The following is a 23,964-nucleotide window of genomic DNA, read 5'->3' as shown; positions in this document are numbered from 1 at the left end:
ACCGGCCAGCGGGATTGCGGCGACGTGTCGGTCAAGGCATCGTCTGTGCGGAATGCAGCGTCTGCTTGTCATGATCGTCCGCCAATGGGTGCTATCGGCGATCGTGCTGGTGCTCGGCTGCGCCGTGCTGGGCTATTCGCTGGCGGCCCCGCCGCCGCCCAAGGAAATCCGCATCGCCGTCGGCACCGCGGCGGATTCCGCCTATACGCAGGCCGCCGCGGCCTATGCCGCCAGGCTGGAAGCGACCGGCTTCCACGTGCGTCGCGTACCGACCGAGGGCTCGGTCGAGAACCTGGCCCTGTTGCGCGAACGCCGGGTCGATGTCGCGATGGTGCAGGGGGGCATCGCCGACCGCCAACGCGATGGCGGGCTCGAATCCCTCGGCGCCGTCTTCTACGAACCGGTCTGGGCCTTCCGGCGCAGCGATCGCGGACTCGAGCGGCTGGCGGACCTGCGCGGCCGGCGTGTCGCCATCGGGCCGGAGGGCAGCGGCACCCGCGTCCTCGCCCTCGCCTTGCTGGCGGCCAATGACCTCGGGCCCGGCGATATCGAGGTGCTGCCCGTCACTGGCACGGAGGCTGTGGAGGCGCTGGCCGACGGCAGTGCGGATGCGGCGATCCTAGTCTCCGCCCGGCTGGGCGGCGCGGTGGGCCGGCTGATGACGACGCCCTTGGTCGAATTGCGCGACTTCGCCTCCGTCGCCGATGCCTATGAGGCGCATTTGCCCTTCCTTGACACCGTGCGTCTGCCGGAAGGCGGGATCTCGCTGGCACAGAACCGCCCGCCGCATGCGGTGACACTGCTCGCCCCGGTTGCCTCGGTGGTGGTGCATGAGGATGTCCACCCGCAGGTGGTCAGCCTCCTGGTCAGCATCATGCAGGAGGTGCATCGGCCGCGGACGGTGTTCTCGGCAGAGGGGATGTTCCCCAATACCCTTGCGCAGGACCTGCCGATGAATGCGGATGCCGCGCGATATTATGCGGGCGGGCGCAGCGTGTTGCAGGCCTGGCTGCCCTTCTGGGTGGCGGTGACGGTGGAACGGCTGCTGGTGATCCTGCTGCCGGTGCTCGGCATCGCGCTGCCGCTGATCCGCTTTGGCCCGACGCTCTATGCCTCGCAGATGGAGAAACGGGTCTGGCGCCACTACGAGACGCTGCGCCGGATTGAGGCACAGGCCGAAGCGACCGAGGATGCCGTGGCACGGGCGGCGCTGCGCGAGCGGCTGGAAGTGCTGGAAGGCCAGGTGGCGCGGCTGTCGCTGCCGGTGACCTACCGGCGCCATGTCTTCGCGCTGCGGCGGGACATCGGCTATGTGCGCGATCAACTCACCCCGGGGCGCGACCGTGGCGCGCGGCGACCGTTCGTCCGCACTGAGGCCTGATCCGGCAGCGCCGCGGCCCGCTGTTCGGCATTGCTGGCCATACCGTTGAAGACACGGGATGATCCGCCGTCGGGCCGCCACAGGGGCGGCCGCGCAATTCCACCGCAAGAGGGGCAGCACCGCATGAGTGACCTCGCGAACAAGATCACCAGCCAGCTTCCGCTGAAGGAGCCGGCTTGGCTGGCGGAATTCAAGAAGTTCATCATGCGCGGCAACGTCATCGACCTGGCCGTGGGCCTGGTGATCGGCGCCGCCTTCACTGCCATCGTGACCTCCGTGGTGCAGGACCTGATCAACCCGATCGTCGGCATCCTGCTGGGCGGGATCGACTTCTCGAACCTGTTTATCGTGCTGTTCGGGGAGCGCCGGCCGTCGCTTGAAGCGACGCGGGAGGGCGGCGCCTCCGTGCTGGCGATCGGCTCCTTCCTCAATGCCGTGATCAAGTTCGTGATCGTCGGCTTCGCGGTGTTCTGGCTGGTGAAGCTGATCAACAAGTTGCATCGCGCGGAGGAAGCGCCGAAGCCGAAGGAGCCGACGCCGACCGAGGTGCTGCTGATGGAGATCCGCGACGAGTTGAAGGCGCGGCCGCCGACACCGCCACCGACGGCGTAGCGCGCAGGCTGGAGGGGCGCCGCCCCGCCAAACCACCCCGCCAAAGGGCCATGCCCTTTGGAATGCCTTTCATGGGCCTCGGGCTCGACTGCCAGGCCAGGTGCCGAAACCAGCTGCCAGGCCCATCGCGCGTCGTGCGGGCCGCTCCCAACGCGTCTGCCCGGCGCCAAGTATCGGTTTCCAAAGGCCCCCCGGCCTTTGGCGGGGTGAGGTCCGGAGAGGGGCAGAGCCCCTCTCCGTGGTACCGTCAACCCAGAAACCAGCCAGCAATCCCCGCCGTCTTCTCACGTGGCCAGACATGGGCGAGGTCGGCCACCTCCTCATAAGTCACCCGCGCGCCGGCGCCACCCAGCACCCGCGCCGCCTCCCGCGCCATGGTGGCGGGGAACATCCAGTCGCGCGCGCCGTGCAGGATATGGATCGGCAGGCCGCGCAATCGCGCCGGGTGGGCGAGCATCATCAGTACCGGATGGAACGCCGCCGCGACGGGGGCGAGATGCGTGAATCGCTGCCCATCCTGCAGGCCGAGGCCCTAGGTGAAGGTGCCGCCATCGCTCATGCCGGTCAGCAGGCTGCGGGTGGGGTCAGTCGGCCAGCGCACTTCGACTTCGGCAAGGATGCGGTCGATCACCTCGCCATCCGCGCCGGGGTCGTCGAGGGTCCAGGTGCGGCCCGGCGCGGTGGGGGCGACGAGCAGCATCCCGCGCGTGCGTGCCTCGCGCAGCCAGGTCCAGAGGAAGTCTGCGCCGTTGCCGCTGCCGCCATGCAGGGCGACGACCAACGGCGGCGGGTGCGTCGGGTCGTAGGTTTCCGGGACGTAGAGCGCGGTGCCGCCACGCGTGCCCGGCGGGCCGCCGAGATGCATCACCCCGGTGCCGTCGCGCCCCGGCGGGACCGCGGCGAGCCGGGCGAGCAATGCCGCATCGTCGCGTGCCGCCGGTTCGAGGAAATGCCGGCTGACCGGCGGCAGGAAGGGGGTGAGCGGGTAGAGCGCCGCCTCCGCCCGTGCGCGGCGTCGCAGGGCGCGGGCGGCGGCGAGCATCGGGTTGGCGTCGGCGGGGGCGGTGGCGAAGCCCTCAGTCGCGGCGCGGGCCTCAGTGGCGGCCTGCATCAGGCAGTCGCGCATCGGGGCGAGGCGGTCGGGCCAGGGGAAGGCTTCCGCCGCCTCCAGTACCGTGGCGAGCAGCGTCGCATCCGCATGGGCGGCGAGCGCCTCCAGCGTATCGGGCGCGATGTGGCGCGCGGCATCGTCCAGCGCGTCGATCGCCGCCAGCGTGGCGGCGAGCAGGCGCCCCATCATCGCGGCGGCCTCGGGCTCCGCCACGACGCGGTCAGCCCGGCAGCCGGATGGTGCCGCCGCCGACCAGGGCGGCGAGACGCGCGGCAATGGCCATCTGCGCCCCGGCATCGAGGCCAAGCAGCGCGTGGATAGCGGCGGCGAGTTCGGCCTCGGTCAGTAAGCCTCGGCGGGCGAGCAGCGCCTCAGCGGCGGCGGCGATCTCGGCAGGCGGCACGGCGGCGGCGCGGCGCAGATGGGCGGCGGCTGAGCGGCGGTCGCGCGGGGCGACCACTGTCGTCGCAGTGGCGAGCAGGCCTGCGGCCTCGATGACGCCGTGCTGGGTGCGGGCGAGGGTCGTGGCCTGGCGGATCGCGTCCTTCTCCTTCGCGGTAAGGGAGTCGCGGCCGGCAAGCAGGCGCAGGCGTTCGGCGAGGCTGTCGGCGGTGATCGGCGCCTCGACCGCGACGATCTCGCCGATCGCGGCGGCCAGCGTCGCGGCGGGCAGCGTGTCGAGCGGGCCTTGGGCGATGGCCGGCGTGGCCTCGCGATAGGGTTCGGCGAGGCCAGGGTCGGGTGGTGGCGCCGTCGCCTCGGTGGGGGGTGCGGCGGCCGGAGTGGCACCGAGGGCGGTCATCACCTTGGCGGCCTCGGCCTCGGGCCGGGCATACCAGGCCAGAGACCAGGCACGGGCGAGCGTCCAGCCCATCATCTCGAGCGCGCCGGGGCGGCCGCGTTCGCGGTCCCGCGCGCAGCGCAGGGCGGACCAGTCGCCGGCGTCAGCCTCGATGCCGAGGTCGTAGCCCTGCTCGCCCTTCGCGGCGACATCGAGGAACAGGCCGGCGAGGCCGACATGCTGCACCGGGTCGCGGCCGGCCCCGCGCACCGCCTCGGATATGGCGTCGGCGATGGCACTGCCGGTGCCCGCCCCGCCGGCGCGCGGGGCGCTGGCCGGGGCGCCGGCGAAGGTGAGGAAGGTCTTGAGCGCGGCGACGCCACGACCCGAGGCGCGTGTGGTGTCGATGTCCTCGCCGGTGATTCCGGAGAAGACGATGCAGCGCTTCTTGGCGCGGGTGATCAGCACGTTGAGGCGGCGCTCGCCACCCTCGGCCGAAAGCGGGCCGAAGCGCATCGCGAGGCGACCATCCTTGTCGCGACCGTAGCCGACCGAGATCATGATGGCGTCGCGCTCGTCGCCCTGCACGTTCTCGAGGTTCTTCACGAAGAAGGGCTCGTCGGCGTGGTCGGTGAAGAAGGCGTCGGCGGAGGGGTCGGCGCGGCGGGCGGCCTCGATAGCGTCCATGATGGCGTCGCGCTGCTTGATGGAGAAGGCGGCGACGCCGAGCGTGTCGCCGGGGGTTTCCTTGGCGTGGCGCATCACCGCTTCGGCGACGGCGGCGGCTTCGGCGCGGTTGGTGCCCTCGCCCGTCTCCCAGGCACCATCGACGCGCAGCAGGGACAGGCCGAGCAGCGCCGAGCGCGGGCGCGGCGAGGGCAGCACCAGCAGGCGGTTGTCGTAGAATTCGGCGTTGGAGGTGGCGATCAGGCTTTCGTGGCGGCTGCGGTAGTGCCAGCGCAGCATCGCGCCGGGCACGCCGCGCGCATTGCACAGGCCGAGGATGGATTCGACGTCGCGCGCGGCCACGGCTTCCGGTGCGTCCTCGGGCGGCGTGTCGTCCTCCTCGCCTGTCATGCGTTGGAAGAAGCGCGTGGGCGGCATCTGGCGGTCGTCGCCGACGACGACCACCTGGCGGCAGCGCGCGATGGCGCCGAGCGCATCGACGGGTTCGATCTGCGAGGCCTCGTCCATCACCAGCAGGTCGAAGGTCAGGCCGGGGCGCAGGCCGTGCGGGGGGGCGAGGAATTGCGCGACGGAAAGCGGGGACATCATGAAGATGGGCTTGGCCTGCTGCACGGCCGGCGCCGCACGGAGCAGCAATTCCCGCACCGGGAGGTGGCCGCGCTTCTTTTCCATCTCGCCGCGGATGACGGTCATGCCGGGGGCGCCGTCGCGCACCCGCTTTACGCGGTCCGCATGGGCGCGGGCGGCTTCGGAGCGGGTCAGCGTGACGCGGGCGCGGTCGGCGTCGCGGAATTCGGTGACCAAGCGGTCATAGGCGGCGGCGTCGAAGGCGGCGAGGTCGGGGTGCAGCGCGGTCGCCGCGCGCAGCAGGCCCTCATGCAGGGCGTAGGCGAAGGCGTCCTCGGCGGCCTCGGGGGCGAGGCGGCCGGATTGCAGGCGCTCGACGATGGGTTCGATGCCGCGCGCTTCGGCCAGGGCACGGCGCCAGCCCTGCCAGAGGGGCAGCGCCTCGGGCGCGCCGGCCCAGGCACCGAGGCGGTCGGCGAGCGCGGCGAAGGGCGGGTCGGTGGTGCCGAAGGCGGTGACGGGGTCGAGGCCGGTCGCTTCCTTCAATTCCGTCCAGGCGGTGGCGGCGGCCTCCAGGGTGGCGGCATCGCCGCTGGGGGTTTCGGCGGCGAGGGCCATGGCGGCGTCGGCGCCGTGTTTCTGGCGCCAGAGGATCAGGGCGGACATCGCCGAGGGGTCGGTGTCCTCGCCCCGCCACAGCCGGCCGAAGGCGGCCTGGCCCAACGCGTTACCACTGCGGACGCGGTCGCGCGCCGCCTGGCCGGCGATGGCGGCGTCCAGCGCGGCGAGCGGGTCGGTGCCGTCGCGAGCGACGCGGGCGGCGGTGGCCTGCGCGGCGGAGCGGGCTGAATTCAGGAAGCCAAAGAAGCCGCCGGAGGAGGCCAGCGTCTCGCGCGCCTCGGCCAGGCCGGTGAGGTCGAGTGCGCCCGGCTTCAACCGTGCATCCCGCCTGGCGATGGCGAGTTTGGCGACGGCTTCGGTGAGGGAGACCAGCGGCGCGGGGTCGGCGCGCCAGGCCGCGCTGGCCATCGCCGCCTTGTCGTGGGCAGGGGCTTCACGGAGCGCGGCGGCGGAGCGCAGGCGGCTGGCGATGGCGGCCGGGCCGGTGCTGCCGCCGGCTTGCGCGCCGGCGGCGGCGAAGGCGCGGATCCAGCCTGGCAGGCGCATCATCAGCCGGTCGGCATCGGCCGGGCCGAGGTCCGCGGTGACGCCGCGCCAGGGGTTGTTGGCGCCATCGGCCTCGGTTGCGCGGGCGGCGAGGTCGCGCACGGCGTCGCGCTTGGCCGCGATGGTCGCACCGTCCCAGGCGGCGGCGTCGAGGGTGAAGTCCGGCACTGGCAGGCCGCGCCGGCGCAGCCCGACCAGCGTGCCGATCACCTGGTGCAGCGGGATGCCGGAGGCGCCGGCCGGCCCGCGCATCGCCGCCGCATGGCGGTTCAGCCGGCCGCGGAGCGTGGCCAACCGGTCGATCACCGCCTGGCGGTTCGGCTTCGGCGGCGGCGGCAAGGCGAGTGTGGCGCGCAGTTCGTCGAGCACGGCGCGCTTGGACTGCTTCTCGGAATGCAGTTCGAGGCAGGCGGCGCCGAGGCCGATGTTCTCCAGACGCCGCTTCACGACTTCCAGCGCCGCGAGTTTTTCCGCGACGAACAGAACGCTGCGTCCATCCAGCACCGCCTGGGCGAGGATGGTCGCGATGGTCTGCGACTTGCCGGTACCGGGCGGGCCTTGGATCACCACATGGCCGCCGCGCCGGACAGATTCCGCGGCCAGCGCCTGGGACCCGTCCATGTCCACCACATGATCGAGGCGTTCGACAGGGATCGCCTCATCGACATCGGCGTCGTCGGGGAAGGTGGGCTGCGTCGCCAGCGCCTCGCCGCCAACCAGGGCGCGCACCAGCGGGTGGTCGGCGAGGCCGGGATTTTCCTCCGGGCCGAGGTCCCGCCACATCAGGAACTTGGCGAAGGAGAACAGGCCGAGGGCGAGCGCGTCGGCGTCGACCGACCAGTCGGGGCGGTCCTTCGCGGCCGATGCGACGGCTTCCGCCCAGGCGGTGGGGTTGTAGGCGGTGTCGTCGAAATCGGGCAGCGCGGTGTTGAAGTTGACCTTCAGCATCTCGCGCAGGGAGAGGTTCTCGGCGACCTCATTGGCGCTGGCGCGCAGGCGGAAGGTCTGGGAGACGCCCTCGCGTTCCAGCGTGACGGGCAGCAGGGCGAGCGGGGCGCGGCGTTCGGTCTCGGGTGTCGCGGGGTCGCGCCAGATGAGTGCGCCGAGGGTGAGGTAGAGCGTCGGTACGCCGGTTTCCTCGCGAGCGGTGCGGGCATCGGTCATCAGGTCGCGCAGGCGGCGGGTCAACTCGCTCGCGGACATGCGGACGCGAAGTTGCGTATCGCGTTGCCACTCCTCGCGGCTCACCGTGTCGTCGGCCCTGCCGATGCCTTCGGCCTTCGCCGCGGCCCTGGTTCCACGCCGGGCGCTGCGGCGTGGCTTGCCCGTGGCGGCTGGTTCCGGCAGTCCGGGCGGCGGCGCATCCTCGCCAAGCCAATCGAAGCCGAAGGCGCGGCCGGCGGCGAGCGCGCCCACGACGAAATCGGCGTCCTCGTCATCGAGGATGACGACGCCGCGCGAGCGGCCGGGCTTGGGCAGCGACAGCAGCCGGTTGCGGGTGGACAGGTCGAGCAGCGCGCGGCGCGCCTCCTCGAGGGCCTGGCGAAGATCGGTCATGGCGTGTCCTGGTCTCTCCGCTGGTGCAGGCCGGGTATGGCGACGAGGATCTTTCGGTCGCTGGGATACCAGACGGGCGCGATCAGCACGAAGATCGCGACCTCCCGCCAGGTCATCAGCCCGGCCAGGACCGCAAAGGCGGCGATGGCGGGCATCGCCACGTAGAAGCAGACGGACCTACGCATCCGCGGCCCCCAGCAACCGCCGCAGCCGCAACTCCTCCAGGTCCAGTTCCTCGACCAAGCGGGTCATCAGTTCCTCTTCGAGCCCATCCTCGTCGCGGTGGCGCAACAGCCGGGCGCGCCCGGCGCGCAGCGCATGCAGGCGGTGTTCGAGCCGCGCGGCGCGCTCGGCGGCGATCGGCCCCTGGTTGATGCCGTCCAGCAGCCGCACCCGGTCGCGGAATTCGGGCAGGAGGTCCTGCGCGATCGCACCCGAGAGAAAGTCCTCCGCCCGGCGTTCCATCTCGCGCAGCGAGGCATGGGCGATCAGGGTGCGCGCGGCGGCTTCCTCATGCGGCATCACGGTGCGGCGCTTCTCCTCCGCGCCCAGCCTGCGGATCAGCCATTCCAGCGTGGTGCCCTGCAGCACCAGCGTCGCGAGGATGGCGCAGAAGGCGAGGAAGACCAGCAGGTCGCGCTCGGGGAAGGTGACCGGCAGCGCCATCGCCGCGGCGAGCGAGACCACGCCCCGCATTCCCGCCCAGGAGATGATGATGGTGTGGCTGAAGGGCGGCATCGGGTCGCGACGGCGGATCGAGGGGATCTGCCGCGGCAGCCAAACCGCCGGGATGACCCAGATGAAGCGGGCGAGGATCAGCACCACCGAGACACAGACGGCAAGCAGCGCCAGGTGCCAGTTCGGATATTCGTGCAGGCGATCGAGGATGCCGTTCAGTTGCAGCCCGATCAGGATGAAGATCAGGCTGTTCAGCACGAATTCGATGAACTGCCAGACCGTGCGGGAATCGCGGCGCGTCTGGGCGGTGAAGGCGTGCTGGGCGTGGCCGAGCACGAGGCCCGTGGTCACCACCGCGATGACGCCCGAGACATGCACCGCCTCGGCCGCCAGGAAGGAGGCGAAGCAGGCGATGAAGGAGGAGGCGGTCTCGAGCAGCGTGTCCTGCAGCCGGCGCGCCGCGCGCACCGCGAGCCAGCCGGCCAGCCAGCCGATCATGCCGCCGCCGATAGCCAGGGCGAGGAAGCTGAACCCGGCCTCGAACCACGAGAAGCTGCCGGCCAGCGTGGCCGCCACCGCGAAGCGGTAGAGCACCAGCGCCGTGGCGTCGTTGATCAGGCTCTCGCCTTCCAGCACGGTCACGATGCGCCGTGGCAGGCGCAGCCGGTTCAGCACGGCTGCGGCGGCGACCGCATCGGGCGGGGCGACGATGGCGCCGAGGGTGATCGCCGCCGCCCAGGGGAAGCCCGGGATCAGCAGCTTGACCACGACGCCGACGCAGAAGGCGCTGAACAGGACGGCGCCGACCGCGAGCAGCAGGATCGGCCGCAGGCTGCCCTTGAAGGCCTTCCAGTCGGTGCGATAGGCGCTGGCCTGCAACAGTGGCGGCAGGAAGAAGGCCAGCGCGACCTGGGGGTCGAGTTCCACCTCCGGCATGCCGGGGATGAAGGCGAGCACCATGCCGCCGACCACCAGCACCACCGCGTAGGGCAGCCGGGCACGCCGGGCGAGGACCGCGAAGGCGACGCAGGCCGCCATCAGCGCCAGAAGGACTTCTACGATTTCCATTGCCGCGAAACTGCCAAGCCCGGCGCGGCCTGGGAAGCGGCAGATGGGAGTCGGGCTGCGGTTTCCGGTCCCGGGCGGCCTGCGGGGTGCGCGCCGTCACGCCGCCTGTCACCGCCCAGCACCCCGCGACGCGTCCGGGGCCATGCGCGCGGTCCGCTGCCGGCGAACGGCGCGGTGGCGCCCTACTCCTCCTCCTCCTTCCTCCAGCGCCACAGCACCAGGATCAGCACGATGCAGACCAGCACCACGGTCGACAGCATGCCCTGGACGACGCCGAAATTGGGGCTGTCACGCGCCACGAACAGCGCCGCCAGGCTGCCGCCTGCCGCCAGGATAATGCGCACCACAAGGTTGATCATGCCGGCTTGCCCCCATTCTCCAGGCTTTCGATGCGCGCCAGCGACGTCTTGAGCAGAAGGGTCAGTTCCATCAATTCGCGTTCGCGCATCAGGTCGATCTTTTCATGCAGCAGGGCAATCTCCGCCTCGGCGCGGATATTGACCTGATAGTCGGCCAGGGCGCGCTCGCGGTCGACATCCGACAGCCGGTTCTGGCTCATCATAATGATCGGCGCCGTATAGGCCGCCTGGAAGGACAGCAGCAGGTTCAACAGGATGAAGGGAAATGGGTCCCAGGCGCTGCGGCCGACCACGGCATTGCCGGTGATCCAGAGCGCCAGCAGCGCCGACTGGATGACGATGAAGCGCCAGGAGCCGACCGCGGCGGCGACCGCGTCGGCGAGCCGCGCGCCGATCGGTATCGGTGGCGGCGGGCCGCTCTTGCGGCGGCGGCGGGCCAGCGCGATGGTTCGGCGGATATGGCTCGGCTGCGCGGAAGCGGGGCGCGGCGGGGCGTGGGCGCTACGTGACATGCTGGACTTCCTCGGCGGCGCGGGCCGGCGCCTCAGTGGCTGGACCGCAGCGTGCCGCCATCGACGTGGATCACCTGGCCGGTGATGTAGCGCGCCCGCGGCGAGCACAGGAAGGCGACCAGCACGGCCAGGTCATCAGGTTCGCCGATATAGCCGACAGGTACTTCCTTCTCGGCCCAGGCGCGGCGGGATTCCTCGGTCGGCATGACGCGGGTGTCGATCTGTTCCGAACGAAGGCGGCCGGGCGGGACGCAGTTCACCGTGATGCCATCCGGCCCGAGCACTCGCGACAGCGCCTTCGACCAGATATGCACTGCGCCGTTGGGCGCATTGGCGGGATTGATGGAGAACGGCTCATCGGTGCCGGTCAGGCTGACGATGCGGCCCCATTTGTTGGCCTGCATCGAGGGGATCAGCGCGTGGGTGATGCGGCGGCCGGCCTGGAAGTTCAGCTCCATCGCCTCCTCCCACACCGCGTCGGTGCCGAGGTCGGTCTGCGGGCGCGAACCGCCGGCATTGTTCACCAGGATATCGCAGCGACCGAAATGGCCGAGCACCGCATCGCGGATGCGCGTCGCGGCGTCCGGCGCGGTGATGTCCTGCTCGATGATGAGGGGTGTCGCCGAGTCGGGCAGGTCGCGCGCCATGGCTTCGAGCAGCGGGCGGCGACGGGCGAGCACGGCGAGGCGGCAGCCCTCGGCGGCCAGCATGCGGGCGATGGCGCGCCCGAGGCCGACCGAAGCGCCGGTGACCAGCGCGACCTTGCCGATGAGTTGAAGATCCATGGGAGATGATCCGTACCGTGGCGAGGCCGCCAGCCTGACACGGCGCGGCGTGGCGGGCGATGGCGCGGCGACGTTCCGGACCAAGGCAGTTCCCCGCCCTTGGGTCGCAGGCTGGGCCATGGCCCGACCAGACGCTGCTGCTGCGTCCGGTCGCCATCATCGCTCGGGTGCGTTACGCCGCGTTCGGGTGGGCATGCCGGCGAAGCGGCTCAGCGCCCCGATACCCGGGCGAGCGATGGTCGCGTTGAGGCGGTGCGACGGGCGCTTGATCGCCGTCCCGCGGGCCACCGCTATGTCCGTTGTATCCGGTTCTCGCGGCGCGGCCGCCGGGCGGGTTCGGCCAGCCGGTAGGTTGACCATCCTGTCACTGGCGGCATTCGGGCTCGGCGGCGATGCCCGACGCCGCGCCGCAAGCCGACCGTGGGGGGCGGGCGATGCGGCGCGCCATCCAGCCTAGGTGCCTGGCCGAAGCGGATGCGCCAAGTGGGCGACAGCGTGGCGCGTCACGCGGCCGTCACAAAGGCGCGGAGATTTTCCGCCTCCTGCTCCGCTTCGGCGATACGCGCTTTCACCAGATCCCCGATCGAGACCATGCCGGCCAGCCGGCCGTTATCCAACACCGGGAGGTGCCGGCAGCGATGCTCGGTCATCATTGCAAGGCCTTCGGCGACGCTGGTCGCCGGCGTGACGGTGACGAGGTCGGCCGTCATCAGTTCGCGGGCGGTGCGCGACAGTGCCGCGGCGCCTTCGCGGGCGACGGCGCGGACGATGTCGCGTTCGCTGATGATGCCGAGCACCGTACCGGCCAGATCGCGCACCAGTGCGGCGCCGATGCGATGCTGCGACAGCATGCGCGAAACCACCGTGGCGTCCTCGCCGGGGCCGACCGAAAAGACGTCCTCCCCCTTGTGGCGCAGAATATTCGTGATGTTCATGTCCGCTCCCTCCTCCGCCGCAGGCCGGGGGGCCTGCGGGACGCGGTCGCGGGATGCGCCGGGGGCAGCAGCGAAGCGAGGGGTCCGGCGATCCCTGTCCGCGCAACCAGAAGGCGAGCGTGCCAGCGGAGAACACCACGGTGCAAGAAGGAACTGCGCCGCTTCGCGGATCAGTGAGCGGTGTCCGCCTCCGCGAGCCAGGGGACTGCCCGGCGCGCCGCGACGAGAGCCGCCTGCCTGGTGTCGTGCCGCGTGGCGGAGAAGTACTGGACCGGCGTCCAGGCGCCGCGATCCTCGGCGTCACGCCGGAATTCCTCGAAGCCGAAACTGCCGTCGGGACGGCGAAAAATATCGACGCAGCGATTGCCCTCGGCGTTCTCGAGGCTGTCCATCACGACCCAGGATGGGTGGATGCGGCGCGACATCAATGCGCCGACGCCGCCGCACCGCCGGCAAGCTGCGTACGCACCAGGTCAGCGAAGCGGCCATCGAGCGCGACCAGTTCCGCGAAGGGACCACGCTCGACGACGCGGCCGCCGTCGAAGACCAGGATTTCGTCTGCCTCACGCACGGTGGACAGCCGATGGGCGATGATGAAGGTGGTGCGCCCGGCCATCAGCGCCGAGAGCGCCTTCTGCACCCGCGCTTCCGTCGCGGCATCGAGCGCCGAGGTCGCCTCGTCGAGGATCAGCACCGGCGGGTTCTTGATCAGTGCGCGGGCGATGGCGAGGCGCTGACGCTGGCCACCCGAAAGGTTCGAGCCGCGCTCGCCGATGACGGTGTCGTAGCCCTGCGGCTGGCGTGTGATGAAGTCATGCGCCTCGGCCTGGCGGCAGGCAGTCTCGATCTCCTCCTGCGTCGCCTCGGGGCGGCCGACCAGCAGGTTCTCGCGAATGGTGCGGCTGAACAGCATGGATTCCTGGAACACCACGCCGATGTTGCGGCGAAGCGATTCGAGGCTGATCGCGCGCAGGTCGTGGCCATCGAGGGTGATGCGCCCCTCCGACGGGTCCCATAGCCGTTGCAGCAGCGCCATGGCGGTGGATTTGCCGGCGCCGGTCTGGCCGACCAGCGCGATGGTCGTCCCCGGTGCCGCGGTGAAGGCGACGTCCTGCAGAATGGGCGGGCCGCCCGGATAGGCGAAGCCGACCGCCTCGAAGGCGACGCGTCCCTCGGCCCGGCCGATGTCGATGGCGTCCGGCGCCTCGGCCACGGTCGAACGCGCATCGAGCACGGCGAAGAGTTCCACCAGGCGCGGTTCGACGAAGACCATGTGGGAGACGAAGCTGACGGCGCCTTCCATCCGCCCGATCAGCAGCGTGGCGAAGCCCATGAAGGAGACGATCTCGCCGACCGTCGCCTGGCCGCGCACATGCAGGATGGTGCCAAGGACGAAGATGGCGATGACGCAGATCGTCGATGCCGCGCGCGTCAGCACAGAGACGATCGCCCACCAGTTCAGCACTGGGAACTGGTGGTCGAGCACCTGGCGAATGATGTCGCCGAACATCCGCGCCTCGGAATTCAGGCGGGTGAAGGACTGCACCACCACGACGTTGGACAGCGCGTCCTGCGCGTTGCCGGCGAGGCGTGAATGAAATTCCTCCACCTTCGCCTGCGCATCCTGGGTACGCCGGATGACGAAGGCGGAGACCACGGCAAAGACCGCCACGAGGATGACCAGCAGCAGGCCGAGCCGCCAGTTCATCACCATGGTTAGCGGCAGCAGTACGATGAGCGAGACGAAGGTGACGATGTGCTCGCGGAAGAAGCTGAGCCACAGACCGAACAGGTTGTCGGTGCCCACCAGCATGATCTTCATCAGCCGGCCCGACTGCGTGTCGCCATGGAAGGAGAGCGGCAGCGCCAGCACATGCTGGAAATAGTCGTGCATGACCTTGAGGCGGTTGCGATGCGCCATGCGGTCGGCCAGCAGCCCGACCGCGACATTGGCGCCGATGCCGGCGAGTCCGACCACCCCCCAGACCACCAGCAGCTGCGTCGCTTCCTGCCACAGCATTCCGGGCGCCATCCGTTCCGACCGCGCGAGCAGGTCCACCACCCGGCCGAACAGCACGGGTTCCAGGAATTGCAGCCCCGCCATCGCCAGCGCCGCCACGGCCAAGCCCCAGGCCAACGGGCGATCGGCGCCGAGCAGCCAGAGCACGCGCCCGTAAAGCCTCAGAAACCGCATGCGGTCAGCCCCTTCAGCGTCGCCAACAGCCTGGCGACAGAGTGATGCCTTTACCGTTCATGCGGTATCGGCGCCAACCGGAACGGTTGATCTCGATGCCGTGCCGGGTCAGGTTTGCCGGGTAACGTCACAGTATGGTCGGCTTCGGCCGGCCGCGGGAGGAACAATAATGATCGAACGCCGCGCCCTTCTGGGCGGCATCGCCGCAAGCGCCCTGGCCATGCCGGCCTTCGCCCAGGCCTGGCCGACGCGGCCAATCCGCCTCATCGTCGGCTTCCCGCCCGGCGGCACCACCGACATCGCCGCGCGCGTGATGGCCGAACCGATGACGCGCCGGCTCGGCCAGCCTGTCGTCGTCGAGAACCGGCCGGGTGGGTCAGGCGGCAATATCGGCGCCGATGTCGTCGCCAAGGCGGAACCGGATGGCTACACGCTGCTGATGCAGACCGTGTCCTCGGGCGCGATCAACCATGGGCTGTACGGCGCGCGCATGCCGCACCGGCCGGAAGACTTTGCCGGTGTCGCGTTGGTGGTGAAGGTGCCGAACGCGATCTTCGTCAACAACGACCTGCCGGTGCGCACGCTGCGCGAGTTGGTCGACCTCGCCAAACGCGAGCCGGGCAAGCTCAACATCGGTTCCTCGGGCGTCGGTACCTCGCTGCACATGACGGGCGAATTGTTGAAGCAGGCCGCGGGCATCGACATGACCCACGTCCCCTTCCGCGGCGCCGGGCCGATGCTGCAGGAGATCATCGCCGGGCGCATCCAGGTGGGCGTGGACAACCTGCCATCGGTCATCGGGCATTTGCGCGACGGAAGGCTGCGGCCGCTCGCGGTGACGACGAAGACGCGCTCGCCCGCCCTGCCCGACGTGCCGACCACGGCCGAGGCCGGCTTCCCGGCGGTGGAAGCGACCGCTTGGTTCGGCATCTGCGCGCCGGCGCGGACGCCGCCGGCCATCATCAACCGCATCGCCGAGGCGGTGAACGAATCGCTGGCCGACCCGACGGTGTGGCGCCGGATCGAGGAACTCGGCGGCATGAAGCCGGACCTGACGCCGGATGGCTATTCCACGCCGGCGACCTTCGATGCCTTCATCCGCGACGAGATCGCCAAATGGGGCGAGGTGGTCCGGCGCGGCAACATCACCGTCGATTGAGGTCGACGGCGCGCGGCTACCGCATCGTCGCGGGGATGACGATGGCAAGGACGACCGCGACGATGCCGAGGCTGACCGACAGCAGCCCGCCCCGGCGCATCGTGTCCAGCCGGTCGCGCACGAGGCCCACCGCCACCCGGCCGGCCAGCGCGCCGGTATGGCGGTTGACAGCCCAGCGCAGGGCAGGGTTGCGGATACGCTCGACCAGAACGGTGCCGCGGGCGCGAAGCCCGTCTTCGGAATCGTCGGCCAGTGCCGCCTCGAACGACCGGCGCGCCGCCCTGGCCACGACGACCGCGATGCCGCCAGCGATCACGGCCAGCAGGCCGAGAGCGCCTGCCAATGCAGCCAAGGCCCACGCCATCGATTCGTCCTTTCCCGGTTTGGCCGCATCGTGCCAGGGGCCCCGATCGGCGCTATGAAGCAGATCACGATGCGATCGCGGGAGATGGTGAGATGACCCAGTTGCGCCGCTTGACCCTCGACCGCCGCCCGCTGGTCGACGCCATCAGCGAGGAACCGCCATTGTGCTCGCGCCTCACCGAGTTCGGCGCCGAGATGCCGAACCTGACCACCGATGGTGGCACCGCGCCCGCCGCCTTCGGGGCCTTCATGCGCGTCGAGATCATCAAATGGGCCGAGGCGATGCGCGCCTCCGGCGACCGGCTGGGCTGAGGCGATGCAGCGGACCTTCTACGGCTGGGCGACGCCCAATTCGAACCGCGTCACGGTGATGCTCGAGGAATGCGGCCTCGACTACGCCGTGCGCGGGGTGAATATCCGCAAGCGCGAGCAATTCGCCCCCGAGATCCTGGCGCTGAACCCCTATGGCAAGGTGCCGATCCTGGTCGAGGATTCGGAGGATGGCAGCGCGCCACTGGTGTTGTTCGAGAGCGGGGCGATCCTGCTGCACCTCGCCGAGACGCAGGGCTGCCTGCTGCCGCGCGAGGTGCGCGCCCGCGCCGAGGTGATGGCCTGGCTGATGGTCGCCCTCACCTCGCTCGGGCCCTATACGGGGCAGGCGCATCATTGGACGGAGTTGGCGCCGGAGAAGCCGGAAGCGGCGCGGGCGCATAGCCTCGCGCTGGTCGATCGCGTCTATCGACTGCTCGATGAACGCCTGGCGACGACGGCATTCCTCGGGGGCGAGACCTATTCGGTGGCGGATGTCTCGGCCTTCCCCTGGGTGGCGCGGGCGGGATGGGCGGAACGGCGCATCGCGGACACGCCACATCTCGCGCGCTGGTTCGCCGAGGTTGGCGCGCGCCCTGCCGTGCAGCGAGGCATGGCGCAGCCGGAGGGCGCGGTGCTCGCCTGAATCAGGGCGTCTCCAGCGGTGCGCCGGGCGGGCCGAACAGCATGCGCAGCTTCGCCTTCCAGCCACGGGCGCGGCGTGCGTCGCGCAGCATGTTGCGCCATTCATGGAAGGCGATCGTCACCGGATTGGTGCTGACCAGCGGCGTGGTCAGGCCGTAGCGGCAGGGTTCGTCCTGCGCCTCGGCCACGTAGGTGCCGAAGAGCCTGTCGAAGATGACGAGCACGCCACCGAAATTGCGGTCGAGATAGCGTTCGTTGCTGGCATGATGGACGCGGTGGTTGGACGGCGTGTTCAGCACAAGCTCCAGCCAGCCCAACCGCGGCACCATCTCGGTATGAATCCAGAACTGGTAGATCAGGTTGGCCGCCAGCGCGGCGAAGATGCCGACCGGATGGAAGCCGAGCAGCGCCAGCGGCAGGAAGGGCAGGAAGCCGCCGGAGATCTCCGCCGTCCAGCCGAGGCGGATGGCGGTGAGGAAAGTCATCTCATTCGGCGAGTGATGCACCGCATGCGTCGCCCAGAACCAGCGCACGCGATGGTGCAGGCGGTGATGCCAGTAATAGGCAAACTCCACCGCGAGAAAGAGCAGCGCGATGCCCCAGGCGGTGTCGAGCGGCACGGTCCAGAGGCGCCACTGCCAGACGGCGAAGAACAGCGCGGCGACCACGCCGCCGGCGAGCAGGCGCTGCACCGCCTGGCCGATGGCGACGCCGATCGAGGCGAGGCCCTCGCCCCAGGGGTAGCGTTGGCCGTGCAGGCGGCGCCAGAGCATCGCCTCGATCAGCCCGGCCGCCATCAGTGCCGGCAGGGCGAGAAGCAAAGGATTCTGTGACATGACGGCTGTCTCCCTCTCAGCGACTGACGTTGGCGGTGGCGGTGCGGGCGATGTCGCGTGCCTGCGTGATCGGGGCGGCGAACCGGAGGGCCGAGGCGGCAGCGACGCCGAACGGAGTACGCATGCTGGAAATCCTTGCCTTGCCGACCCGGCCGCCGCACCGTTGCGACAGCGTCATCGGTGAGCTGAATATCCGAGCGATCCTCAGTTTTCTCCACTCGCATCCCGACGCCGCCGAGGTTACATGGCGAAACAGACCAAGTCGTTGATTTCAATGCGCAAAACTCCCGTCCAGGGACGTTCGCAGGAGACGGTCGAGACCATCCTCGAAGCCAGTGCTCAGATCCTGCAGAAGGATGGCGAGGCGGCGCTGACGACCAACCGCATCGCAGAGCGGGCGGGGTTTTCGATCGGCACGCTCTACCAGTATTTCCCCAATCGGGACGCCATTCTGCGCGCCATGGCGGCGCGTGAGCAGCAGCGTGTGCTCGCGCGGCTCGCGACGGAATTTGCCGAGTTCGACCCGGCCGATCCGGAGCCAGCTCTGCGCCAGACCATCCGTGTCTTCCTGGGGGCGTTCCGTGGGCGCCATGGGGTGAGGCGCGCGATCATCCTCACCATGATGCGACGGATGCCGGACGACCCGTTCGTCTCCGTGGGCGTGGCCGAGCCGCTGTTGGCCGCGCTGGAGACCCGTTGCGCCGGGCATTTCCCGCCGCTCGGCGAGGCCGGGCGCTTCGTGCTGCTGCGGGCGATCGTGGGCTGCGTGCGGGCGGCGGCGATCGAACGCAGCCCCCTGCTTGGCACACCGGCCTTCGAGGATGCGTTGGTGCGGCTGGTGATGGGGATGCTGTGGGCGGGCAAGAGGGACGCGTAGTGCGGCGCTGATAGAGTGCTTCTTCGATGAACGGCACCGGCCCGCACAAGGCCGCCCAGCGAGAATGTGCTGGATGGATGGCCGGGTTTGGAGCGGTGCCTTCAAGCCTTCCTGTGATCGATGCCGGCGGTGGAATTCGCCGGCCGTTGGCGTTCGCTATTCCTTGCCCTCAGACGCGTAACGCAGAAGGCGTGCGTTCTGCGTTACGCGCAAAACTGCGATTTTCCTGGCTTTCGCCTGACTGCATTCGCGGCCTAGGCACGCGTCAACGACGCGTGCCTAGGCATTGTTTCAATCCAACCGCGCGCCCGACATGCGCACGACATCGCGCCACTTCACGCTTTCCTCGTTGATGAAGGCCTGGAATTCGGTCGGGCCGAGCGGCCGCGGCTCGCTGCCGACCTCGCGCAGCTTGGCCTGCACGGTGGGCTTGTTGATGGCTTCGATCGTGGCGGCCGAGACGAGGTCGATGATCGGACGTGGCGTCCGCGCGGGCGCCTGCAGGCCGAACCAGGCCACCGCCTCGAAGCCAGGGAAGCCGCTCTCGGCGACCGTCGGGGTCTGCGGCACCGAGAACCAGCGTTCGCGCGAGGTGACGGCGAGCAGGCGGACGCGCCCCGCGGCGACATGCGGCAGGTAGGCCGGCAGGTTGTCCACCGCGACCTGCACACGGCCGGCGAGCAGTTCCGGGATCACGCCGCCGGTGCCGCGGAAGGGGACGTGTTGCAGATCGATGCCAGCGCGCGACTTGAGGAATTCGGCCGACAGGTGGCCCGAGGTGCCATTGCCCGGCGTGCCGTAGTTGAGTTCGCCGGGCTTGCTCTTGGCCAGAGCGATCAGTTCGGCGAGGGTCGTCGCCGGCATCTCCGGGTTGACGAAGATGCCGTTGGCCACCTGGTTGACCATCGCGATGGCGGCGAGGTCGTCCTGCTTGAAGGGCATCCGCGCGTAGAGGTACTGGTTGATCGCCGCAGTGCCGATCGTGGCCATCAGCAGCGTGTAGCCATCCGGGTCGGCCTTGGCGACGGCGTCGGCGCCGATATTGCCGCCGGCGCCGCCACGATTTTCCACGACCACCGGCTGCCCGAGGCTGCCGCCGAGCTGTTCGGCGATGACGCGCGCAGTCACGTCGGTGGCGCCGCCGGCGGAGAAGGGCACGATCAGCCGGATCGGGCGGTTCGGCCAGGTGGGCTGGGCGTGCAGGGCGACGGGTGCTGCGAGCAGCGAGACGGTGCCGAGGGCAGCGCGGCGGGTGATGCGCGTCATTGGGGGGATCCTTGAACGGTGTGGCTGGGCGCTACTCCGCGCGCAGGCCAGGCGCAAGGATGCGCGCGCTATGGTTTCGCGTCGGTCAGGACAGCCATTCGCGGGGCACATGGCGCCAGGGCAGCGCCGCGAGATCAAGCGCCGCGGGTCCCGGCGCATCGCATTCCACGATGGCGACGCAGCGATCCTTGAAGGCGGCGCGGAAATGGTTCTTGCCCTTGTTGGCAAGCAGCCGCGTGGTGGCGAGGTCGATGCCGTGCAGCGCGAAGAAGCCCGGATCGACGGCGGATTCCTTCAGCGTCGTGCAGATGATGCGCAGATTGCCGACACGCAGCACGCAGCTCGGGCCGAGGTCGACCGGCGCGCCGCGTTCCATCGGGCCCTCATTGACGAAGTGGCCGTCGGTGAGGCGTTCGACGACGACCTCGGCGATGACGGGGCGACCGAACATCTCCGTGACGGTGGCGCCGAGGTGGCGCGTCAACGTCGCACCGATGCCGGCCTCCCGCGCGGCGGCGACCGAGGCCGGGTCATGCAGGAAGGCGAAGACCGATGGCACGTCGAGCTGCGCGTCGATCAGCGTGCGAAGCATCGCCGGCGTGTCGGCGATGCCACCCGACAGCGGATTGTCCGCTGGGTCGAGCAGCGCGACGAGGCCGGGCGGCGCGGCGAGCGCCTGGGCGAGGGCTGCGGCCGGGTCGGGCAGTGTGACGGCGAAGCGCGCGCGGCGCGATGCGATGGCATCGGCGAGGCGTTCGGCGAGGTCGCGCGCGGCCGCGGCATCCTCGGCCCAGACCATGGCCGAAGGGCCGGCATGCGGGCTGTCGCCCCAGGCGAAGCCGCCGAAGATGGAGGCGTCGAGAATGGGGGCGCGTTCCGCTGCCGCAGCCTCGGCCCAGACCTCGGCCATGGGGCCGGCCTCGTGGCGCATGTGGAAGCTGTGCAGCACCATCGGGCGCTTGGCGATGTGGCCATGGGCGCGCGGTGCGCCGGACAGGCGGCGTTCTAGCTGGTGCAGCGCGCGCGTCGCCGCCGCATCCATATCGATATGCGGATAGGTGCGGTAGGCGGAGGCGCCGTCGAGCCATTGGGCGATCTCGGGCGCCATGTTGGCGTGGAAGTCGAAGCTCGCGGTGATCGGGGTGTCGCGGCCGACGATGGCGCGAATGCGGGCGATGGTGGTGGCATCCGCCTCAGGGTCGGATTCCGTCACGCAGGCGCCGTGCAGGGAGAGGTAGATGCCGTCGAAGCGCTGTGCCTTCAGGGCCGCTTCGACGTCGCTGCGCCAGGCGGCGATGGTGTCGTCGGTCATCGGGCCGCCGGGTTGCGCGGCGAGGCAGGGCAACACCGTGGCGTGCCAGCCTGGCCGGTCGGCGAGGAAGGCGTGCAGCGCGCCGAGTTCCGTGGCAGTGCCGGCGTAGCGCGCGAGATGGCCCGGGCCGCTGCCCCATTCGCGGCTTTCGAAGGCGCTGCGGGGGGTTGGAACGGGGGTGAAGGAATTGCCTTCGAACCACAGGCGGGCAACGGCGATGTGCGGCATGCCGGGATGGTAGGGCAGTTGGCGCGTGGGTGGAATCACCCCGGCGACGTGAAGGTGGTCAACGGCGTGCCGACGGACGGTGCCGTCGCCCCCCAGGCATGCCGCCGCAGCGCGACGTGCGCGCCACGCGTCCGCCGCATCAGAACCCCGGCGGGCGTGACAGGCCGTAGTGCCCGCGCAGCGTGTTCGCTTCGTACGCGGTGCGGAACAGGCCGCGTTTCTGCAGCAGCGGCACCACCTGCTCGACGAAGACGTCCAGCATCGAGGGCAGCACCGGCGGCATGACGTTGAAGCCATCCGCGGCGCCGTCGGTGAACCAGTCCTCGATGAGGTCGGCGATGCGTTCGGGCGTGCCGGTGGTGACGTAGTGGCCGCGCGCGCCGGCGAGGTAGCCGAGCAATTGCCGCAGCGTCGGCTTTTCGCGGCGCACCAGGCCGATGATCACCTCGGTCCGGCTGCGCGCAGCCTCCACCGTGGCAGGGTCGGGGAAGTCCTCGGGCGAGAGCGGGCGGTCGAGCGGCAGATGCGAGAAGTCGTGGCCGCCGAAGCGGCCCGACAGGCGCGAGCGGCCGACTTCGGGGTCGGACAGGTCGTTGAGTTCGCGCGACAGGCGTTCGGCTTCCGCCTCGGTCGCGGCGATCACCGGGCTGAGGCCGGGCAGGATCAGCACTTGGTCCGGGTCGCGGCCTTCGGCGGCGGCGAGCGCCTTGAGTTCGGCATAGAAGTCGCGCGCTGTCGCCTTTTCCATCTGCGCAGTGAACACCGCTTCGGCGTGGCGGGCGGCGAAGCGCTTGCCGGTCTCCGATGACCCCGCCTGCACGAAGACAGGGCGTCCCTGCGGGCCGCGCGGCATGTTGAGCGGGCCGGCAACCTTGTAGTGCGGGCCTGCATGGTCGATGCGCCGGATGCGATCGGCATGGGCATAGAGGCCGCTGGCACGATCATCCACCACGGCGTCGTCCGCCCAGGAATCCCACAGGCCCGTGACGACCTGCATGTATTCCTCGGCGCGGGCGTAGCGGTCGGCATGGCTGAGTTGCCCGGCATCGCCGTAATTCGCCGCCGCCGTCGCCAGCCAGGAGGTGACGATGTTCCAGCCCACCCTGCCCCGGCTCATGTGGTCGAGCGAGGCGTATTGCCGTGCCAGGTTGTAGGGCTCGGTATAGGTGGTCGAGCAGGTGGCGATCAGGCCGATGCGGCTGGTCGCCCCGGACAGCGCGGCCAGCACGGTGATGGGTTCCAGCCACATGCGCGGCGCATGCGCGACGTCAGGACCGAGGGCGAGTTGGTCGGCGAGGAAGATTGAATCGAACAGCCCGGCCTCGGCGCGCTGCGCGAGGTCACTGTAGTAGCGGATATCGGTGAGCGCGAGCGGCGAGGCGGCGGGGTGGCGCCACGCGGCCTCGTGATGGCCGCGGGCATGGATGAACAGGTTTAGGTGGAGCTGGCGGGCCATTCACCAGCTCGCATCGAGCGGCGCGGAGAGGTCGACGCCGGGCACGCGGATGCCGGCCGGGCGCCCCGCCTGCGTCGCACCCTGCCAGGCGCGCGTATAGACCTCGGGCAGCGCCGGGCCGTCCGGGCAGGCCAGCCACAGGCGGTAGAGATGGCGACGATTTTCCGGTTCCGGGAAGTCCTCGAAGGCCGTGCGCGAATGCATGATCCAGTGGTTGCTGACGAACTGGATGTCACCACGCTGGAAATCCATGTCGAGATGGATCGCGGGGTCTTCGGCCAGCGCGTCGAGCGCGTCGCAGGCAGCTTCGAGCGTCGGCGTGGTGCGCGGTACCTCGGGGAAGCGCTGTGCCTTGCGCATGGTGCTGCGGACATAGGTGGCGACGAGGCCGCCATCGGGCATCGGATTGAACACCGGGACGGCGTACCAGGGGTCCGCGCCCTCGGGCACTTCGCCGCGGCGGTCGCGATAGACCGGCTGCGTCAGTTCCGGCAGCAGGTCGGGGTGGCGCGCCAGCATTTCGTTGTATAGCGCCCAGGCGCTGACCAGGCTCGACTTGCCGCCCTCCTTCGATGGTTGCAGGCAGAGCAGGCCGACCACGTCGGAGGCATCGCAATGATAGGGCAGCCGCGCGGCGGTCTGGTAGCCGCGATGCGTCGGCTGCGCGTAGTCGCCGCCGATATCCTTCACATGGCCGAGGATGTGACCCATCGCGTTCTGCGAGACCGGCTCGCCCAGCTTCGCGCCAAGGCCAACATAGGCGCAGGCGCTTTGCCGGCGTGACCAACGCTCCACCGGCACGCCGCGCAGCAGGATGAAGCCGCGCCCACGCAGGACGGCGTCGCGGATCTCCTCGACGAGGGGGGCAAGGGCGGGGACGTCGAGGTCGCCGGGGCCGATCGCCGCGACGTCGATGGCGCTGTCGGCGAGGCGGCCGGAGGCGGCTTCCAGTGCCTCGATCTCGCTTGGCGTGAGGTGCCGCAGCCAGTCGGTGCGGCCTGCCAGGTCGGAGCCGTACCACAGCGCCCTGCCGTCGACGGGGCGCAACCCATTGGTCTTCGCCATTGCCGTTGTCCTGATGTTTCCTCGCCGGGCGAGCCTAGATCAGGAGCCGCCCGG

The 23,964-nt window shown here is 70.3% G+C and carries 23 protein-coding genes; 6 read left to right on the top strand and 17 right to left on the bottom strand.

Going from position 1 to position 23,964, the window contains the following annotated elements; all coding sequences use genetic code 11:
* Positions 1-52: 52 nt before the first annotated feature.
* Together IEY36_RS24800 and mscL are read left to right on the top strand one after the other, a co-directional pair.
* A complete protein-coding gene (locus tag IEY36_RS24800) occupies positions 53-1,381 on the top strand; it encodes a TAXI family TRAP transporter solute-binding subunit (protein ID WP_188971963.1) in 1,329 nt (442 codons plus the stop codon).
* Between the two features lie 123 nt (positions 1,382-1,504).
* Positions 1,505-1,993 (top strand): large conductance mechanosensitive channel protein MscL, encoded by a 489-nt coding sequence (mscL, locus tag IEY36_RS24795; protein WP_188971961.1) that lies wholly within the window; start codon positions 1,505-1,507, stop codon positions 1,991-1,993.
* Positions 1,994-2,240: 247 nt separating this feature from the next.
* Here the strand turns inward: mscL and IEY36_RS24790 are convergent, their stop codons facing one another.
* From IEY36_RS24790 to IEY36_RS24740, 11 genes are all read right to left on the bottom strand, one after another.
* Positions 2,241-2,453: a hypothetical protein gene (locus tag IEY36_RS24790; protein ID WP_188971959.1), complete on the bottom strand. Its 213-nt coding sequence runs from the start codon at positions 2,451-2,453 to the stop codon at positions 2,241-2,243.
* A 72-nt stretch (positions 2,454-2,525) separates the two neighbouring features.
* Complete coding sequence (locus IEY36_RS24785) at positions 2,526-3,317, bottom strand: hypothetical protein (RefSeq protein WP_188971957.1); 792 nt, start codon at positions 3,315-3,317, stop codon at positions 2,526-2,528.
* A gap of 7 nt (positions 3,318-3,324) precedes the next feature.
* Positions 3,325-7,863 (bottom strand): DUF4011 domain-containing protein, encoded by a 4,539-nt coding sequence (locus IEY36_RS24780; RefSeq protein WP_188971955.1) that lies wholly within the window; start codon positions 7,861-7,863, stop codon positions 3,325-3,327.
* Positions 7,860-8,048, bottom strand: coding sequence for a hypothetical protein (locus IEY36_RS24775; RefSeq protein ID WP_188971953.1), 189 nt, complete (start codon positions 8,046-8,048; stop codon positions 7,860-7,862). The genes IEY36_RS24780 and IEY36_RS24775 overlap by 4 nt, the downstream gene beginning before the upstream one ends.
* Positions 8,041-9,609, bottom strand: coding sequence for a Na+/H+ antiporter (locus tag IEY36_RS24770; protein WP_188971952.1), 1,569 nt, complete (start codon positions 9,607-9,609; stop codon positions 8,041-8,043). Before IEY36_RS24770 ends, IEY36_RS24775 begins: the two co-directional genes overlap by 8 nt.
* Before the next feature lie 182 nt (positions 9,610-9,791).
* The gene (locus tag IEY36_RS24765; RefSeq protein ID WP_188971950.1) at positions 9,792-9,968 is read right to left on the bottom strand and encodes a hypothetical protein; all 177 of its coding nucleotides are present in this window, start codon (positions 9,966-9,968) and stop codon (positions 9,792-9,794) included.
* Entirely contained in the window at positions 9,965-10,480 is a 516-nt protein-coding gene (locus tag IEY36_RS24760) for a DUF1003 domain-containing protein (RefSeq protein ID WP_188971948.1), read from the bottom strand. Before IEY36_RS24760 ends, IEY36_RS24765 begins: the two co-directional genes overlap by 4 nt.
* Positions 10,481-10,512: 32 nt before the next feature.
* A complete protein-coding gene (locus IEY36_RS24755; RefSeq protein ID WP_188971946.1) occupies positions 10,513-11,265 on the bottom strand; it encodes an SDR family oxidoreductase in 753 nt (250 codons plus the stop codon).
* 503 nt (positions 11,266-11,768) lie between these two features.
* On the bottom strand, positions 11,769-12,200 hold the full coding sequence (locus IEY36_RS24750) for a CBS domain-containing protein (RefSeq protein ID WP_188971944.1): 432 nt from the start codon (positions 12,198-12,200) through the stop codon (positions 11,769-11,771).
* Between the two features lie 170 nt (positions 12,201-12,370).
* A complete protein-coding gene (locus IEY36_RS24745; RefSeq protein WP_188971942.1) occupies positions 12,371-12,625 on the bottom strand; it encodes a hypothetical protein in 255 nt (84 codons plus the stop codon).
* A complete protein-coding gene (locus IEY36_RS24740; RefSeq protein WP_188971940.1) occupies positions 12,625-14,394 on the bottom strand; it encodes a glucan ABC transporter ATP-binding protein/ permease in 1,770 nt (589 codons plus the stop codon). The genes IEY36_RS24745 and IEY36_RS24740 overlap by 1 nt, the downstream gene beginning before the upstream one ends.
* 169 nt (positions 14,395-14,563) lie before the next feature.
* Between IEY36_RS24740 and IEY36_RS24735 the strand changes: the two genes are divergently transcribed.
* Positions 14,564-15,553: a Bug family tripartite tricarboxylate transporter substrate binding protein gene (locus IEY36_RS24735; protein WP_188971938.1), complete on the top strand. Its 990-nt coding sequence runs from the start codon at positions 14,564-14,566 to the stop codon at positions 15,551-15,553.
* 16 nt (positions 15,554-15,569) lie between these two features.
* Here the strand turns inward: IEY36_RS24735 and IEY36_RS24730 are convergent, their stop codons facing one another.
* Entirely contained in the window at positions 15,570-15,917 is a 348-nt protein-coding gene (locus tag IEY36_RS24730) for a hypothetical protein (RefSeq protein WP_188971936.1), read from the bottom strand.
* A gap of 92 nt (positions 15,918-16,009) precedes the next feature.
* On the opposite strand from IEY36_RS24730, the gene IEY36_RS24725 reads away from it, so the two are divergent.
* The gene (locus tag IEY36_RS24725) at positions 16,010-16,228 is read left to right on the top strand and encodes a hypothetical protein (protein ID WP_188971934.1); all 219 of its coding nucleotides are present in this window, start codon (positions 16,010-16,012) and stop codon (positions 16,226-16,228) included.
* A 4-nt stretch (positions 16,229-16,232) separates the two neighbouring features.
* A complete protein-coding gene (locus IEY36_RS24720; RefSeq protein ID WP_188971932.1) occupies positions 16,233-16,871 on the top strand; it encodes a glutathione S-transferase family protein in 639 nt (212 codons plus the stop codon).
* Between the two features lies 1 nt (position 16,872).
* On the opposite strand, the gene IEY36_RS24715 is transcribed toward IEY36_RS24720, so the two are convergent.
* Positions 16,873-17,706, bottom strand: coding sequence for a sterol desaturase family protein (locus IEY36_RS24715; protein ID WP_188971931.1), 834 nt, complete (start codon positions 17,704-17,706; stop codon positions 16,873-16,875).
* A gap of 274 nt (positions 17,707-17,980) precedes the next feature.
* Here IEY36_RS24715 and IEY36_RS24710 point away from each other — a divergent pair, with 274 nt between their 5' ends.
* Positions 17,981-18,583, top strand: coding sequence for a TetR/AcrR family transcriptional regulator (locus tag IEY36_RS24710; protein WP_229681556.1), 603 nt, complete (start codon positions 17,981-17,983; stop codon positions 18,581-18,583).
* A gap of 291 nt (positions 18,584-18,874) precedes the next feature.
* On the opposite strand, the gene IEY36_RS24705 is transcribed toward IEY36_RS24710, so the two are convergent.
* The 4 genes from IEY36_RS24705 to IEY36_RS24690 form a co-directional block, all read right to left on the bottom strand.
* Entirely contained in the window at positions 18,875-19,849 is a 975-nt protein-coding gene (locus IEY36_RS24705) for a Bug family tripartite tricarboxylate transporter substrate binding protein (RefSeq protein ID WP_188971927.1), read from the bottom strand.
* Positions 19,850-19,934: 85 nt separating this feature from the next.
* The gene (locus IEY36_RS24700) at positions 19,935-21,389 is read right to left on the bottom strand and encodes a M81 family metallopeptidase (RefSeq protein WP_188971925.1); all 1,455 of its coding nucleotides are present in this window, start codon (positions 21,387-21,389) and stop codon (positions 19,935-19,937) included.
* Between the two features lie 139 nt (positions 21,390-21,528).
* Positions 21,529-22,845 (bottom strand): LLM class flavin-dependent oxidoreductase, encoded by a 1,317-nt coding sequence (locus IEY36_RS24695; RefSeq protein WP_188971923.1) that lies wholly within the window; start codon positions 22,843-22,845, stop codon positions 21,529-21,531.
* Positions 22,846-23,910 carry a TauD/TfdA family dioxygenase gene (locus tag IEY36_RS24690; protein WP_188971921.1) on the bottom strand — a complete coding sequence of 355 codons (1,065 nt, stop codon included), beginning with the start codon at positions 23,908-23,910 and terminating at the stop codon, positions 22,846-22,848.
* Positions 23,911-23,964: the final 54 nt, after the last annotated feature.

It is taken from the genome of Neoroseomonas lacus, assembly GCF_014644535.1.
Classification (GTDB): Bacteria; Pseudomonadota; Alphaproteobacteria; order Acetobacterales; family Acetobacteraceae; genus Neoroseomonas; species Neoroseomonas lacus.
The sequence above is the reverse complement of the archived record's forward strand: the minus strand, read 5'-3'. Positions and strand labels throughout refer to the sequence as shown.

Bases quoted from the DNA above. Each gene is read 5' to 3' on its own strand.
- IEY36_RS24800 (WP_188971963.1), top strand. From the start codon at position 53: ATGCAGCGTCTGCTTGTCATGATCGTCCGCCAATGGGTGCTATCGGCG.
- mscL (WP_188971961.1), top strand. From the start codon at position 1,505: ATGAGTGACCTCGCGAACAAGATCACCAGCCAGCTTCCGCTGAAGGAG.
- IEY36_RS24790 (WP_188971959.1), bottom strand. From the start codon at position 2,453: ATGATGCTCGCCCACCCGGCGCGATTGCGCGGCCTGCCGATCCATATC.
- IEY36_RS24780 (WP_188971955.1), bottom strand. From the start codon at position 7,863: ATGACCGATCTTCGCCAGGCCCTCGAGGAGGCGCGCCGCGCGCTGCTC.
- IEY36_RS24775 (WP_188971953.1), bottom strand. From the start codon at position 8,048: ATGCGTAGGTCCGTCTGCTTCTACGTGGCGATGCCCGCCATCGCCGCC.
- IEY36_RS24770 (WP_188971952.1), bottom strand. From the start codon at position 9,609: ATGGAAATCGTAGAAGTCCTTCTGGCGCTGATGGCGGCCTGCGTCGCC.
- IEY36_RS24765 (WP_188971950.1), bottom strand. From the start codon at position 9,968: ATGATCAACCTTGTGGTGCGCATTATCCTGGCGGCAGGCGGCAGCCTG.
- IEY36_RS24760 (WP_188971948.1), bottom strand. From the start codon at position 10,480: ATGTCACGTAGCGCCCACGCCCCGCCGCGCCCCGCTTCCGCGCAGCCG.
- IEY36_RS24755 (WP_188971946.1), bottom strand. From the start codon at position 11,265: ATGGATCTTCAACTCATCGGCAAGGTCGCGCTGGTCACCGGCGCTTCG.
- IEY36_RS24750 (WP_188971944.1), bottom strand. From the start codon at position 12,200: ATGAACATCACGAATATTCTGCGCCACAAGGGGGAGGACGTCTTTTCG.
- IEY36_RS24745 (WP_188971942.1), bottom strand. From the start codon at position 12,625: ATGTCGCGCCGCATCCACCCATCCTGGGTCGTGATGGACAGCCTCGAG.
- IEY36_RS24740 (WP_188971940.1), bottom strand. From the start codon at position 14,394: ATGCGGTTTCTGAGGCTTTACGGGCGCGTGCTCTGGCTGCTCGGCGCC.
- IEY36_RS24735 (WP_188971938.1), top strand. From the start codon at position 14,564: ATGATCGAACGCCGCGCCCTTCTGGGCGGCATCGCCGCAAGCGCCCTG.
- IEY36_RS24730 (WP_188971936.1), bottom strand. From the start codon at position 15,917: ATGGCGTGGGCCTTGGCTGCATTGGCAGGCGCTCTCGGCCTGCTGGCC.
- IEY36_RS24725 (WP_188971934.1), top strand. From the start codon at position 16,010: ATGACCCAGTTGCGCCGCTTGACCCTCGACCGCCGCCCGCTGGTCGAC.
- IEY36_RS24720 (WP_188971932.1), top strand. From the start codon at position 16,233: ATGCAGCGGACCTTCTACGGCTGGGCGACGCCCAATTCGAACCGCGTC.
- IEY36_RS24715 (WP_188971931.1), bottom strand. From the start codon at position 17,706: ATGTCACAGAATCCTTTGCTTCTCGCCCTGCCGGCACTGATGGCGGCC.
- IEY36_RS24710 (WP_229681556.1), top strand. From the start codon at position 17,981: ATGCGCAAAACTCCCGTCCAGGGACGTTCGCAGGAGACGGTCGAGACC.
- IEY36_RS24705 (WP_188971927.1), bottom strand. From the start codon at position 19,849: ATGACGCGCATCACCCGCCGCGCTGCCCTCGGCACCGTCTCGCTGCTC.
- IEY36_RS24700 (WP_188971925.1), bottom strand. From the start codon at position 21,389: ATGCCGCACATCGCCGTTGCCCGCCTGTGGTTCGAAGGCAATTCCTTC.
- IEY36_RS24695 (WP_188971923.1), bottom strand. From the start codon at position 22,845: ATGGCCCGCCAGCTCCACCTAAACCTGTTCATCCATGCCCGCGGCCAT.
- IEY36_RS24690 (WP_188971921.1), bottom strand. From the start codon at position 23,910: ATGGCGAAGACCAATGGGTTGCGCCCCGTCGACGGCAGGGCGCTGTGG.